The sequence below is a fragment of the Metapseudomonas resinovorans DSM 21078 genome, assembly GCF_000423545.1.
Classification (GTDB): domain Bacteria; phylum Pseudomonadota; class Gammaproteobacteria; order Pseudomonadales; family Pseudomonadaceae; genus Metapseudomonas; species Metapseudomonas resinovorans.
Genome location: NZ_AUIE01000002.1, coordinates 16496 through 31238 on the forward strand (window position 1 = coordinate 16496; position 14743 = coordinate 31238).

Genomic DNA, 14743 nt, shown 5'->3' on the forward strand with positions numbered 1-14743 from the left:
GTGCAGCAGGATCACGCCTGATGGAGCCGCTGTTCGAACAGCTCCATGGCACCTGAATACAGCTCAAGGTCCGCAGGTACCAGTTCTTCGACGATTGACCTCAGCTCCGGTGACTCTTTCGCGACCTCGACAGTTCGATAGTTTCCGGCACCTGCGATCAGATCAGACAGCACCATTTTGTTTTCTATCGATTCAGGTCTGTCGAATCCAAGGCTGTCGAATATCAGGCTCACTGACTCCTCGTAACGCTCAAGTAATCCAAATGCGGTCAAGGCAGACAGTTGCTCGAGCGCTTGCTTGCCTGCCCCGGAAACATCGGAAAGAGGAGTACTGGCATCGATGACGGGCCACACCTCTATCGGTAGTGACGCAACGAGTGCACGCGTCATGCCATTGTCTATGTATGGATGCGTCCTGACCGAAGGATGGCTAAAGAACTCATCTGCACTGAGATTCGACGCCAGCTTCGCAAGCTCCCAATTATTACGTTCGACAACATCGGGACGGTGCGCTTTCAGGAAGTTATACAGCGATACAAGGCGAGACACAGGCTCCCTGAGAAAGGTTACGATTTGTTTTTCGCCAGGAATCAGCTGACATGAAACAAGATCATAATGCCCAGAGAAGAATCGGTATTTCGCAAGCACCCCAGCGGCATGATTCTTTAGCCCATTGAATCTTTCTGGACAGACCACTTCCTCTTTATACCGACCAAGAAGAAGATGATGCAACGTTGTACCGCCAGTCTTTGGACTATGCATGAAAACCAGGCGAGAGCCCCCTATATCATTCCACTCTGGAAATGGGACATCTGTCTTCTGGCGCGAGACGCGAGGGTACAACTGGGAAAATTCCTCGGACTCCAGAAGTACCTTCCTGAACTCAAACAAACTCTCATGCTGGCAATGGTAATCAATGGCCGCGTCACTTTCAGGTTCACGCCCAAGAATCAAGCGATAACCCGAAATGACATTGTCACGCGAAATCATGCTGTCCAGCCTCTTGAATCAGTAAAAATGTTCAACCATCCAGAGCAGATGCATACCGCTTTCCGCTCACCCGCCAATCTGCATCACGGGTCCCACCCGACTGGTACCGTTCGCGACCTCAAACCCGGGCTTCCCGCATTATGCCCCAGCAACCAGCGAAGCCTCCTGCCGGTTTTTCCGGGGAAGACCAGCGGCACACACTCCGTCACCTCGTCATTCGAAGTAGTTGACGCGACACAGATCATGGGGCTTGCTTGGTCACTGAACAAGGGTGACTTATCGCTCACCACAATCCGAGACAACAAGCAATACCCGCAATTCAATCGTGACTTACAACGTGGAATTCCGTCTAAAACATCAGAAATCACTGTCTTGAACGACATTTCATGCACTGATGCATTCACCTGCAACCTGGTACTGGTCGAGTTGAAACATACAAAGATGGCTCAAATGACTGCAAAGCCAAACACATTCAACTCGATACATCCGCATAACGCGACAAACAATTCAAGAACGAGCTCGAAAAAATGAAGTCAAAGAATATTGTCTGGCAAGATGGCCACATCACCCGGGAAACACGACAAGACTTTTTCGGACACTCAGCAGCGACCTTGTGGATGACAGGTCTCAGCGGAGCGGGAAAATCCACCCTTGCCTTTGCGACAGAATCGCGGCTGCTCTCCATGGGCATCGCGTGCTTCGTGCTTGATGGCGACAACGTGCGGCACGGACTCAATCGCGACCTCGGATTCTCACCGGAAGACCGGAGTGAGAATATTCGGCGTGTCGCAGAAGTTGCTCGGCTGATGAATGAAGCGGGCCTCATTGTCGTTACCTCATTCATCTCGCCCTACAGGGAAGACCGGGAACTGGCACGCACCATCATAGGCGCGGACCGTTTTCTCGAAGTTCATATGGCTACACCGCTCGAGGTCTGCGAGCAGCGCGATGTGAAAGGGTTGTACCAGCGGGCACGTTCCGGCGAGGTGAAGGAGTTCACCGGAATCAACTCTCCCTACGAACCGCCGCTCGATCCGGCACTCACTGTCAATACTCAGCAGTACGACATCAACTGTTCCGTCGACATGCTGATCGAAATGCTGAAGTCGAACATCGTCATCTCCAACCAGCAAGGCTAAGCCGGGCCATCGATGGAACAGGATGCCGGACAGGCATCACCGGCGATCTCAAAGCCGTACAATAACGCCGACATGCACATAGCCAGGGCATAGTGCCCGAGAGTGGATCTGTATATGAGAATTCTGGTCACCGGCGGAGCCGGTTTCATTGGTTCGGCCCTGATTCGTCACCTGCTGGCTGAAACCCAGCATGAGGTGCTCAACCTCGACAAACTCACCTACGCCGGCAACCTCGAATCCCTGACTTCGGTCTCGGATTATCCGCGCTACCAGTTCCTCCAGGCCGACATTGCTGACAGCCAGGCGGTCGGCGAAGCGCTTGCTCGCTTCCAGCCCGATGCCGTGATGCACCTGGCCGCCGAATCCCATGTCGATCGCTCCATCGACGGACCCGCAGAGTTCATCCAGACCAATATCGTCGGCACCTATAGCCTGCTGGAGAGCGTCCGCACCTACTGGCTCGGTCTGGATGATGAGCGCAAGACCGCGTTTCGTTTCCATCACATTTCCACGGACGAGGTGTACGGCGACCTGCACGGCGTGGACGACCTTTTCACCGAAACCACGCCCTATGCGCCCAGCTCGCCTTACTCGGCCAGCAAGGCCGCATCCGATCACCTGGTTCGCGCCTGGCATCGCACCTACGGGCTGCCGGTACTGCTGACCAATTGCTCGAACAACTACGGCCCCTATCATTTCCCCGAGAAGCTGATCCCGTTGATGATCCTCAACGCCCTTGAGGGTAAGCCGCTGCCGGTTTACGGCAATGGCCAGCAGATCCGTGACTGGCTGTTCGTCGAGGACCACGCTCGAGCCTTGCTCGAAGTCGTCACCCGCGGCGAAGTGGGCGAGACCTACAACATCGGCGGACACAACGAGCAGAAGAACCTTGATGTGGTCCATGCCATCTGCAACCTGCTGGAAGAGCTGGCACCGCAGAAACCGGCGGGGATCACTCGCTTTGACGAGCTGATCAGCTTCGTAAAGGATCGCCCGGGCCACGACGTGCGCTACGCCATCGATGCCGGAAAGATCGAGCGCGAGCTCGGCTGGACGCCTCGGGAAACCTTCGAGACCGGCCTGCGCAAGACCGTGGAGTGGTACCTGAACAACCTGCAATGGTGCCGTCGCGTGCAAGACGGCAGCTATCAACGTGAAAGACTGGGAGCAACAGTATGAAAGGGATAATCCTCGCCGGCGGTTCCGGCACTCGACTGCATCCGATTACCCTGGGCGTTTCCAAGCAGCTGCTGCCCATCTATGACAAGCCGATGGTGTACTACCCCCTGTCGGTACTCATGCTTGCCGGAATTCGCGAGATCCTGCTGATTTCGACACCTCAGGACCTTCCCCAGTACCGCAATCTGCTGGGCGACGGCAGTCAGTTTGGCGTCCATATCAGCTACGCCATTCAACCCTCTCCCGATGGACTGGCACAGGCGTTCATTATCGGGGAAGAGTTCATTGGCACTGACTCTGTCTGCCTGATCCTGGGCGACAACATTTTCCACGGCCAGCACTTCACCGACCAACTCAAGCGCGCGGCTGGCAATTCGTCGGGTGCGACTGTCTTCGGATATTGGGTCAAGGACCCGGAGCGTTTCGGCGTCGTCGAGTTCGACGAGCACAGCCGGGCAATCTCGATTGAGGAAAAGCCCAAGCAACCGCGTTCCAGCTACGCGGTCACCGGACTCTACTTCTACGATAACGACGTCATCGAGATCGCCAAAGCCGTGAAACCGTCGGAGCGGGGCGAGTTGGAGATCACCGATGTCAACAACGCCTACCTCAAGCGCGGCGACCTGAAAGTCGAACGCCTTGGCCGCGGCTTCGCCTGGCTGGATACCGGCACTCACGACAGCCTGCTCGAAGCAGCCCAGTATGTGCAGACCATCGAGCACCGCCAGGGCCTGAAAGTTGCGTGCCTCGAAGAGATCGCCTACCAGAACGGCTGGATCGACAAGGAAAGGTTGTTGATTCAAGCCAAGGCTTTTGGCAAAACCGGCTACGGTCAGTATCTGTTCAAATTGGCGGGAGAGAATGAGTGAACGTCATAACCACAGCGCTTCAGGATGTACTGATTCTCGAACCCCGAGTGTTTGGCGATGAGCGTGGCTTCTTCTTCGAGAGCTTCAACGCCCGCACTTTCGCCGAAGCGACCGGCGTCGAACGCGACTTCGTCCAGGACAACCATTCGCGTTCCCAGCGCGGCGTTCTACGCGGCCTCCACTATCAGCTGCAACAGGCCCAAGGGAAGCTGGTGCGGGTGGTCGAGGGGGAAGTGTTCGATGTCGCGGTAGACATCCGCCGTAGCTCCCCGACCTTCGGTCGCTGGGTCGGCGTGCATCTCTCCGCGGAGAACAAGCGCCAACTCTGGGTTCCGGAAGGATTCGCCCACGGCTTCGTGGTCCTGAGCGAGTACGCCGAGTTCCTCTACAAGACAACGGACTACTACGCCCCCGAACACGAGCGTTGCATCCGCTGGGACGACCCGGACCTGGCAATCGACTGGCCGCTCGCCGAAGCGCCACAGCTGTCCGCCAAGGACAAGGCTGGCGTCAACTTCAAGGACGCGGACCTGTTCGAATGAAGATCCTCATTACAGGCAACAACGGCCAGGTGGCTCAGGAACTCCAGCTCGCCCTGGCCGGCAAGGCAGAAGTCATTGCCCTTGGGCGCGAGCAGCTCGACCTCGCCAATCCCGAGCGAGTTCGCCAGCACGTGCGTGCCCAGGCGCCCGACCTGCTGATCAACGCCGCCGCCTATACCGCCGTAGACCAGGCCGAGAACGATTCGGAAGCGGCCTTTGCAATCAATGCCACGGCCCCCGGCGTGCTGGCTGAAGAAGCGGCCGCCCTCGGCGTTCCGCTGTTCCATTACTCCACCGACTACGTCTACGACGGAAGCAAGGCCGGCCTGTACAGCGAGGACGACCCGACCCATCCGCTGGGTGTCTATGGCAGCAGCAAACTGGCCGGCGAACAGGCAATCCAGGCGGTCGGCGGCCAGCACCTGATCCTGCGCACCAGCTGGGTTTACTCCCTACACGGACGCAACTTTCTGCTCACCATGCAGCGCCTGCTGCAGGAGCGCGAAGAGCTGCGTGTGGTGGATGACCAGGTTGGCGCACCGACCTGGGCGGGCAGCATCGCCGAGGCCACGCTCCAACTGATGGACCAGTGGCAAGCGGGCAACCAGCACTGGGGCGTCTACCACCTGACCAATCAGGGAGAGACCTCCTGGTTCGGTTTTGCCAGCGCCATTGCCGAGCAGTTGAAGGCCGCCGGCAAGCCCTGCGCACACCTGGTGGCCATCCCCTCCAGCGAGTACCCAACGCCGGCGAAGCGCCCGCTCAATTCGCGACTCGACGGCAGCAAGCTGCAGCGGGACTGGCAGGTAGCCCTGCCAGACTGGCGCGTCGCCCTGGCGGAATGCCTACGCAGAAGCTGACGCCAACCTAGGAGCGAGCTTGCTCGCGAATCTTCGCAGCAAGCGCGCTCCCCCCCTTCTCCGCGCGGGACTTTCCTGGCAACAGCCCGCTGCCGCGATGCCATAATGCGCTTCATCGACCGGCGCACAGTGACCGCATGACTGCCATCCCCACTCCCCACCGCCCACGTTGGCGCAGCCTGGTGCTGCTGGCGCTGCTGTTGGCGCCACTGTTGTGGCCGCTGCAGCACTTCAGCGAGCGCTACTACAGCGAGTCCCTGGCTGAACAGAATCGCCAGACCCTGGACCTCTACGTCGCCAACCTGCTGGGCACTCTGCACCGCTACGAGGTCCTGCCGCCCATCCTGGCCGACCTGCCGCCGCTGCGCGATCTGCTGGCGGCACCCGACAGCGCGGCCCTGCAGGCCGAAGCCAATCGCGTGCTGGCCGAAGTCCGCAAGGATACCGGGGCCGACGTGATCTACCTGATGAGCCCTGCCGGTCTCACCCTGAGCTCCTCCAACTGGGATCAGTCAGACAGCTTCGTCGGCCGCAGCTTCACCTTCCGCCCCTACTTCCGCGAAGCCTTGTCCGGCAAGCAGGGTCGCTTCTTCGGCCTGGGAACCACCTCGCGCAAGCGCGGTTACTTCTTCGCCAGCCCGGTGCGCGATGGGGCACGGATCATCGGCATCCTGGTGGTGAAGGTGGACCTGGACGATGCCGAGACGCTGTGGGGCAATACCCCGGAGCAGCTCATGGTGACTGACGCCAACGGCGTGGTGATCATCTCCTCGCGCAGCGACTGGCGCTTCCACGCCACGCGATCGCTGGACAATGCCGAGCGCGCTGCCATCGCCGCCAACCAGCCCTATCCGACGCAATCACCGCCACCGCTCAAGCTCGATGACAACGCCTGGATGACCCAGAGCCGGGAACTGCAGGAAACCGGCCTGACCGCCAGCATCCTCGCCCCGCGCCAATTGGTGGATCGCCAGGTGACGACCACCGTCGCCATCGGCGGCGCCACCCTGCTGACCCTGCTGTTGCTGCTCGGCCTGATGATGCAACGCCGCCGCCACTACCTCGACCGTATCGCCCTCGACGCCCGCGCCCGCCACGAACTGGAGTTGCGCGTGCAGGAACGCACCCAGGACCTCGAAGCCTTGAACAGCCGGCTGAAGGACGAAGTGCTGGAGCGCGAACAGGCCCAGCAAGAGCTGGTACGCGCCCAGGACGAATTGGTGCAGGCCAGCAAGCTCTCCGCGCTCGGCACCATGTCGGCGAGCATCAGCCACGAGCTGAATCAACCCCTGGCGGCCATCCGCAGCTACGCCGACAACGCAGGCGTCCTGCTGGACCACGAACGCTTCGACGACGCCCGCGGCAACCTGCGCCAGATCAGCGAGCTGACCGGCCGCATGGCGTCCATCATCGCCCACCTGCGCGCCTTCGCCCGTCGCGATCGGCACGCGCCGGAGAGTGTCGCGCTGCAACCCGCCCTGGACGACGCCCTGGCCCTGCTGGCCAAACGCCGACGCGCCATGGACGTGGAACTGATCCGCGACCTGCCTGACGCACCGCTCTGGGTCCAGGCCGGTGAAACCCGTCTGCGCCAGGTGCTCGGCAACCTGCTCGCCAATGCCCTCGACGCCTTGAAGGAAAAGCCCCAGCCACGGCGCATCTGGCTCAGCGCCGAAACCACGGCCGAGGGCGTCGAGCTGCACCTGCGCGACAATGGCCCCGGGTTCTCCGAAGACGCCCTGCGCCATGCCCGCGAGCCCTTCTTCACGACCAAGACCAGCGCTCAGGGCCTTGGCCTGGGCCTGGCCATCTGCGATAGCCTGATGCGCGCCCTCGGCGGCGAGTTGCTGCTCGCCAACCACCCCGATGGCGGCGCCCTGCTGACCCTGCGCCTGCGCAACGCCGCTCCGGGCGTCATCCCACAGCCCCCCGAGGACCTCTCTGCATGACCAACGCCCTAGACGCCCGCACCCAGGTGTTGCTGATCGATGACGACCCGCACCTGCGCCAGGCCCTCAGCCAGACCCTCGACCTGGCCGGCCTCAAGGTGCAGGCCCTGGGCGACGCCCAAGGTGTGGCGGAGAAGATCGAAAAGGACTGGCCCGGCGTGGTGGTCACCGATATCCGCATGTCCGGCATCGATGGCCTGGAGTTGCTGCGCCAGCTGCGCGAGCGCGACCCTGACCTGCCGGTCCTGCTGATCACCGGCCACGGCGACGTGCCGCTGGCGGTGCAGGCCATGCGTGCGGGCGCCTACGACTTCCTGGAAAAACCCTTCCCCAGCGACCAGTTGCTGGACAGCGTGCGCCGCGCGCTGGATCTGCGCCGCCTGGTGCTGGAGAACCGCAGCCTGCGCCTGGCCCTGTCCGATCGCCAACAGCTCAGCGGCCGTCTCGTAGGTCAGTCGCCGGCCATGCAGCGCCTGCGTGAACAGATCGGTGCCCTCGCCGCCACCAACGCGGACGTGCTCATCCTCGGCGAAACCGGCGCCGGCAAGGAGGTCGTGGCGCGCGCCCTGCACGACTTGTCGGCACGCCGTGATGGCCCCTTCGTCGCCATCAACGCCGGCGCCCTGGCCGAGTCTGTGGTGGAGAGCGAGCTGTTCGGCCACGAGCAGGGCGCGTTCACCGGTGCGCAGAAACGCCGCATCGGCAAGTTCGAGTTCGCCAACGGCGGCACCGTATTCCTCGACGAAATCGAGAGCATGAGCCTGGACGTCCAGGTCAAACTGCTGCGCATGCTGCAGGAGCGCGTGGTGGAGCGCCTGGGTGCCAACCAGCTGATCCCCCTGGATATCCGTGTGATCGCCGCCACCAAGGAAGACCTGCGCCAGGCCGCCGACCAGGGCCGCTTCCGCGCCGACCTTTATTACCGCCTGAACGTCGCCAGCCTGCGCATTCCGCCACTGCGCGAACGCGGTGAAGACGCCTTGACGTTGTTCCAGCACTTCGCCGACGCAGCGCGCGGCCGTCATGGGATGGCCCCGCGCAGCCTCGACAGCAGCCAGCGCGCCCTGCTCCTGACCCACGCCTGGCCGGGCAACGTGCGCGAGCTGCAGAACGCCGCGGAACGCTTTGCCCTCGGCCTGGACCTGGCCCTGGACAACACGCCGGTGGACCTGCCGAAAGTGGACGGTGGCCTCAGCGAACAGGTGGAAGCCTTCGAGCGCGCACTGATCGCCGCCGAGCTGACCCGCCCCCATGGCTCGCTGCGCAGCGTGGCCGAAGCCCTTGGCCTGCCGCGCAAGACCCTCTCGGACAAGCTGCGCAAGCACAACCTCAGCTTCAGCGGCGGAAATCCCGCCGACGAGCAGGATTGATCGGCAATAATCCGCTCAACCGGCGTATCCGCGCTGGCGCGAAAGCCCGAGACAGAGCGGTTTCGCCGCAATGGCACAAGGCTTGCCCTTCGAGAAGCAATCCCTGCCTGGTGCAGGGTCAGGAGGCTGGGCTCGCAAGTGCCTGACCTCTCCCCGACCTGGCCACAAGCCAGCCACGGGGTCCTCTCATGATCGCCGTCGGGTACTGGCCCGCGGCAACACCTGGCTACCCGCCGGGTGTCCGAACGAGCCCGGCCCTGCGCCGGGCTTTTTCATGCGCGCGAGACGCGGGGCGATGAACCGGAGCAGAACGCCCCGAACGGGCGCTTTTCTCGCTTCTCAAGTTCGTAATTCAACGCCATTTCAGAAGTCGGACCTGATCCAAAAGACGCTCATCTGATGTCAATGTGCCTACGCGCGAACATGATTTCTCTTGTTGAAATTTCACGGCTTTCCTAATTAAAAAACTCCCACTTATAGCGAAATAAACGGGATTAATTCGTCAATTTCCTACAAGAAAAATAGTGCTTTCCCGTAGAAATCAATGCCATGCAAGTTGCAACTTGAAGGCCCTGCAAAACCGACTAGTTTGTATTAGGCGCCGCCTGGGATGGCTTGCCAAACCCTCTAGATTGCTAGTCCTGAGCCGCAATCCGCAGTAGCCCCCTTCCCTCCACGACAGTAAGGAAATTGTCAGAATGACACATTAGCCAGCTATTGATCTGGATCAGAACGCAGTCAAAAGACTGCGCGCTCAATAAGCACAGTTCCTACTTGGGATGGAGGTGCAAAATGTCAGAATCGTCCGACAAGCTTAAACTAGGCGCTTTAGTGGCCCTGGTTGTCGGCTCAATGGTGGGCGGGGGTATTTTCTCGCTTCCGCAGAACATGGCTGCCAGTGCCGATGTCGGCGCCATTCTTATCGGTTGGGCCATTACCGCGGTGGGCATGCTCACCCTGGCATTCGTCTTCCAGACCCTGGCCAACCGCAAACCGGACCTCGACGGCGGGGTGTACGCCTACGCCAAGGCCGGGTTCGGCGACTACATGGGTTTCTCCTCGGCCTGGGGCTACTGGATCAGTGCCTGGCTGGGCAACGTCGGTTACTTCGTGCTGTTGTTCAGTACCCTGGGGTACTTCTTCCCGATCTTCGGCGAGGGCAACACGCTGGCGGCCATCATCGGCGCCTCCATCGTCCTCTGGGCCGTGCATTTCCTGGTGCTGCGCGGGATCAAGGAAGCGGCCTTCATCAACCTGGTGACCACCATCGCCAAGGTGGTGCCGCTGTTCCTGTTCATCCTCATCTGCCTGTTCGCCTTCAAGCTGGATATCTTCACCGCTGACATCTGGGGTTCGAAGAACATCGAGCTGGGCAGCGTGATGAACCAGGTGCGCAACATGATGCTGGTCACCGTCTGGGTGTTCATCGGCATCGAGGGCGCGAGCATCTTCTCCGCCCGCGCCGAGAAGCGCAGCGATGTGGGCAAGGCCACCGTGCTGGGCTTCATCATCGTGCTGTTGCTGCTGGTGCTGGTGAACGTGCTGTCCCTCGGCATCATGACCCAGCCGGAACTGGCCAAGCTGCAGAACCCCTCGATGGCGGCTGTGCTCAAGCACGTGGTCGGCGACTGGGGTGCGGTGCTGATCAGCGTCGGTCTGGTCATCTCCCTGGTCGGTGCCCTGCTCTCCTGGGTGCTGCTCTGCGCCGAGATCCTCTTCGCCGCGGCCAAGGACCACACCATGCCGGCCTTCATCCGCAAGGAGAACGCCAACCAGGTCCCGGCCAACGCCCTGTGGCTGACCAACGCGATGGTGCAGATCTTCCTGATCATCACGCTGTTCAGCGCCAGCACCTACCTGTCGCTGATCTACCTCGCCACCTCCATGATCCTGGTGCCCTACCTCTGGTCCGCCGCCTACGCGTTTCTACTGCCCCTGCGTGGCGAAGGCTACGAACAGGATGCCTCGGACCGGAACAAGGACCTGGTCATCGCGGCCATCGCGCTGATCTACGCCGTCTGGCTGCTGTATGCCGGCGGCGTGAAGTACCTGCTGCTCTCCGCCCTGCTTTACGCACCAGGCGTGATTCTCTTCGCCAAGGCCAAACGGGAAGTTGGCCAACCGGTATTCACCAATGTCGAGAAGCTGATCTTCGCCGCCGTGGTAATCGGCGCGCTCGTGGCGGCCTACGGCCTCTACGACGGCTTCCTGACCCTGTAACCCGTAAGGAGACCCTGCCATGTCCAAAGTCAAACTCGGCGTTCATTCGGAAGCCGGCAAGCTGCATAAGGTAATGGTCTGCTCGCCGGGGCTCGCACATATGCGCCTGACCCCCAACAACTGCGACGAGCTGCTGTTCGATGACGTGATCTGGGTGAACCAGGCCAAGCGCGACCACTTCGACTTCGTCACCAAGATGCGTGAGCGCGGCATCGACGTCCTGGAAATGCACAACCTGCTCACCGACATCGTGCAGAACAAGGAAGCCCTGAAGTGGATCCTCGATCGCAAGATCACCGCTGACCAGGTGGGTGTCGGCCTCACCAACGAAGTGCGCTCCTGGATCGAAGGCCTGGAGCCGCGCAAGATCGCCGAATTCCTCATCGGCGGCGTCGCCGGCTCCGACCTGCCGGAAAGCGAAGGCGTCAGCGCCATCAAGATGTACCGCGACTACCTGGGCCATTCCAGCTTCATCCTGCCGCCGCTGCCCAACACCCAGTTCACCCGCGACACCACCTGCTGGATCTACGGCGGCGTGACCCTCAACCCGATGTACTGGCCGGCCCGTCGCCAGGAGACCCTGCTGACCACCGCCATCTACAAGTTCCACCCGACCTTCACCGAGGCCGAGTTCGAAGTCTGGTACGGCGACCCTGACAAGGACCATGGCATGTCCACCCTGGAAGGTGGCGACGTAATGCCCATCGGCAACGGCGTAGTGCTGGTCGGGATGGGCGAGCGGACCTCGCGCCAGGCCATCGGCCAGCTGGCTCAATCGCTGTTCGCCAAAGGCGCCGCGCAGAAAGTCGTCGTCGCCGGCCTGCCCAAATCCCGCGCCGCCATGCACCTGGACACCGTCTTCACCTTTTGCGACCGCGACCTGGTCACGGTCTTCCCGGAAGTGGTCAAGGAAATCGTGCCCTTCGTCCTGCGCCCGGATGAAAGCCGCCCGTACGGCATCGACATCCGCCGCGAGGACAAGGACTTCATCTCGGTGGTGGCCGAATCCCTCAACCTCAAGAAGCTGCGCGTGGTGCAGACCGGCGGCGACGCCTTCGAAGCCGAGCGCGAGCAGTGGGACGACGGCAACAACGTGGTCTGCCTGGAGCCCGGCGTGGTGGTCGGCTACGACCGCAACACCTACACCAACACCCTGCTGCGCAAGGCCGGTGTCGAAGTGGTCACCATCAGCGCCAGCGAACTCGGCCGCGGCCGTGGCGGCGGTCACTGCATGACCTGCCCGATCCTGCGCGACCCGATCGACTACTGAGTTGATATTCCACGGCGGCTCTCAACCCGGAGCCGCCCGCCCCGCCAGCCACGAGCTGTTCTGACGGGGCCAGGTTTCAAGCTGCCCACAAGGAGAAAGAACCATGGCTTTCAACATGCACAACCGTAACCTGCTCAGCCTGATGCACCACAGCACTCGCGAGCTGCGTTACCTGCTGGACCTGTCCCGCGACCTGAAGCGCGCCAAGTACACCGGTACCGAGCAACAGCACCTCAAAGGCAACAACATCGCGCTGATCTTCGAGAAGACCTCCACCCGTACCCGCTGCGCCTTTGAAGTGGCCGCCTATGACCAGGGCGCCAACGTCACCTACATCGACCCGAACTCTTCGCAGATCGGCCACAAAGAGAGCATGAAGGACACCGCCCGCGTGCTCGGCCGCATGTACGATGCCATCGAGTACCGTGGCTTCAAGCAGGAGATCGTCGAAGAACTGGCCACCTACGCGGGCGTGCCGGTGTTCAACGGCCTGACCGACGAATACCACCCGACCCAGATGCTCGCCGACGTGCTGACCATGCGCGAGCACAGCGACAAGCCCTTGCACGAGATCTCCTATGCCTACCTGGGCGACGCCCGCAACAACATGGGCAACTCCCTGCTGCTGATCGGCGCCAAGCTCGGCATGGATGTACGCATCGCCGCGCCGAAGGAACTGTGGCCGACCGACGAGCACGTCGCCGCCTGCAAGAAATTCGCCGAGGAAAGCGGCGCCCGCCTCACCATCACCGAAGACCCGAAAGTAGCGGTCAAGGGCGTGGACTTCATCCACACCGACGTCTGGGTGTCCATGGGTGAGCCGGTGGAAGCCTGGGGCGAACGCATCCAGGAGCTGCTGCCCTACCAGGTCAACATGGACATGATGAAAGCGGCCGGCAATCCGCGCGTGAAGTTCATGCACTGCCTGCCGGCGTTCCACAACAGCGAAACCAAGGTCGGCAAGGAAATCGCTGCCAAGTACCCGAACCTGAAGAACGGCATTGAAGTCACCGAAGACGTCTTCGAGTCCCCGTACAACATCGCCTTCGAGCAGGCGGAAAACCGCATGCACACCATCAAGGCGATCCTCGTTTCGACCCTCGCCGACATGTAAGTCCCGATACGCCCCGGACCGCGACGCGCTCGCCGGTCCGGGACGCATTTTCACCCTCAGGAGGAAATCACTATGCGTATCGTCGTCGCATTGGGCGGTAACGCCCTGCTGCGTCGTGGCGAACCCATGACTGCCGACAACCAGCGCGCCAACGTGAAGATTGCCGCCGAGCAGATCGCCAAGGTCGCGCCCGGCAACGAACTGGTGATCGCCCACGGCAACGGCCCCCAAGTCGGCCTGCTGGCCCTGCAGGGCGCGTCCTATGACAAGGTCACGCCCTACCCGCTGGACGTTCTCGGCGCCGAGACCGAAGGCATGATCGGCTACATGATCGAACAGGAAATGGGCAACCTGCTGCCGTTCGAAGTGCCATTCGCCACCCTCCTCACCCAGGTCGAAGTCGACGCCAAGGACCCGGCCTTCCAGAACCCGACCAAGCCGATCGGCCCGGTCTACTCCAAGGAAGAAGCCGAGGCCCTGGCCAAGGAGAAAGGCTGGAGCATCGCGCCCGACGGCGACAAGTTCCGCCGCGTGGTCGCCAGCCCGCGTCCCAAGCGCATCTTCGAGATTCGCCCGGTCAAGTGGCTGCTGGAGAAAGGCACCATCGTCATCTGCGCCGGTGGTGGCGGCATCCCGACCATGTATGACGAATCCGGCAAGAAGCTCTCCGGCGTCGAAGCGGTGATCGATAAAGACCTCTGCTCCTCGCTGCTGGCCGAGGAACTGGACGCCGACGTCCTGATCATCGCCACCGACGTCGATGCCGCCTATATCGACTGGGGCAAGCCGACCCAGAAAGCCATCGCCCAGGCCCACCCGGACGAGCTGGAGCGCCTCGGCTTCGCCGCTGGCTCCATGGGGCCGAAGGTCCAGGCGGCGATGGAATTCGCTCGCAACACCGGCAAGGACGCGGTGATCGGCTCCCTGGAAAACATCGTGGCCATCACCGAAGGCAAATCCGGTACCCGCGTTACCACCAGGAAGGCTGGTATCGAATACCGCTGATCGCGAACCACCCTCCCCCGTAGGGGCGAATTCATTCGCCCCTACGGCATTCCCCGCCCACCGGCCCCTCCTTTTCTCCATCCGCCGAATGACCATCGGAGTGACTTGATAGTCACACCCCGCGTCAGGTAGACATCCCATTCATTCGAGCTGCCACCTGGCTCATGCCACCTGGCCCGTGATGCTTGATGCCGCAAACTGCCGCCACCTGAGCGCGGCGCCCCGCGGCCAAGCCTG

13 protein-coding genes are annotated in these 14743 nt (G+C 61.7%); 12 read left to right on the forward strand and 1 reads right to left on the reverse strand.

Annotation, left to right across the window (positions count from 1 at the left end):
- Window positions 1-11: 11 nt before the first annotated feature.
- Entirely contained in the window at window positions 12-989 is a 978-nt protein-coding gene (locus G559_RS30210; RefSeq protein WP_155945665.1) for a sulfotransferase family protein, read from the reverse strand.
- Between the two features lie 27 nt (window positions 990-1016).
- On the opposite strand from G559_RS30210, the gene G559_RS30215 reads away from it, so the two are divergent.
- The 12 genes from G559_RS30215 to arcC all read left to right on the forward strand — a co-directional run bounded on the left by G559_RS30215 (window position 1017) and on the right by arcC (window position 14506).
- Window positions 1017-1520, forward strand: coding sequence for a hypothetical protein (locus G559_RS30215; protein ID WP_155945666.1), 504 nt, complete (start codon window positions 1017-1019; stop codon window positions 1518-1520).
- Window positions 1517-2128, forward strand: coding sequence for an adenylyl-sulfate kinase (gene cysC, locus G559_RS0102650; protein ID WP_028626759.1), 612 nt, complete (start codon window positions 1517-1519; stop codon window positions 2126-2128). Before G559_RS30215 ends, cysC begins: the two co-directional genes overlap by 4 nt.
- A gap of 114 nt (window positions 2129-2242) precedes the next feature.
- Window positions 2243-3307: a dTDP-glucose 4,6-dehydratase gene (gene rfbB / locus G559_RS0102655; protein ID WP_028626760.1), complete on the forward strand. Its 1065-nt coding sequence runs from the start codon at window positions 2243-2245 to the stop codon at window positions 3305-3307.
- Window positions 3304-4176: a glucose-1-phosphate thymidylyltransferase RfbA gene (rfbA, locus tag G559_RS0102660; protein ID WP_028626761.1), complete on the forward strand. Its 873-nt coding sequence runs from the start codon at window positions 3304-3306 to the stop codon at window positions 4174-4176. Before rfbB ends, rfbA begins: the two co-directional genes overlap by 4 nt.
- Window positions 4173-4718 carry a dTDP-4-dehydrorhamnose 3,5-epimerase gene (rfbC, locus tag G559_RS0102665; RefSeq protein ID WP_028626762.1) on the forward strand — a complete coding sequence of 182 codons (546 nt, stop codon included), beginning with the start codon at window positions 4173-4175 and terminating at the stop codon, window positions 4716-4718. Before rfbA ends, rfbC begins: the two co-directional genes overlap by 4 nt.
- Window positions 4715-5578: a dTDP-4-dehydrorhamnose reductase gene (rfbD, locus tag G559_RS0102670; protein WP_028626763.1), complete on the forward strand. Its 864-nt coding sequence runs from the start codon at window positions 4715-4717 to the stop codon at window positions 5576-5578. The genes rfbC and rfbD overlap by 4 nt, the downstream gene beginning before the upstream one ends.
- A 137-nt stretch (window positions 5579-5715) precedes the next feature.
- Window positions 5716-7527, forward strand: a complete 1812-nt coding sequence (locus G559_RS0102675; protein WP_028626764.1) for a sensor histidine kinase — start codon at window positions 5716-5718, stop codon at window positions 7525-7527.
- Entirely contained in the window at window positions 7524-8897 is a 1374-nt protein-coding gene (locus G559_RS0102680) for a sigma-54-dependent transcriptional regulator (RefSeq protein WP_028626765.1), read from the forward strand. The genes G559_RS0102675 and G559_RS0102680 overlap by 4 nt, the downstream gene beginning before the upstream one ends.
- A 792-nt stretch (window positions 8898-9689) precedes the next feature.
- Window positions 9690-11117, forward strand: coding sequence for an arginine-ornithine antiporter (gene arcD / locus G559_RS0102685; protein WP_028626766.1), 1428 nt, complete (start codon window positions 9690-9692; stop codon window positions 11115-11117).
- A 19-nt stretch (window positions 11118-11136) separates the two neighbouring features.
- Window positions 11137-12387, forward strand: coding sequence for an arginine deiminase (arcA, locus tag G559_RS0102690; protein WP_028626767.1), 1251 nt, complete (start codon window positions 11137-11139; stop codon window positions 12385-12387).
- Window positions 12388-12490: 103 nt separating this feature from the next.
- Window positions 12491-13501 carry an ornithine carbamoyltransferase gene (locus G559_RS0102695; protein ID WP_028626768.1) on the forward strand — a complete coding sequence of 337 codons (1011 nt, stop codon included), beginning with the start codon at window positions 12491-12493 and terminating at the stop codon, window positions 13499-13501.
- 72 nt (window positions 13502-13573) lie between these two features.
- A complete protein-coding gene (gene arcC, locus G559_RS0102700) occupies window positions 13574-14506 on the forward strand; it encodes a carbamate kinase (protein WP_028626769.1) in 933 nt (310 codons plus the stop codon).
- Window positions 14507-14743 lie beyond the last annotated feature (237 nt).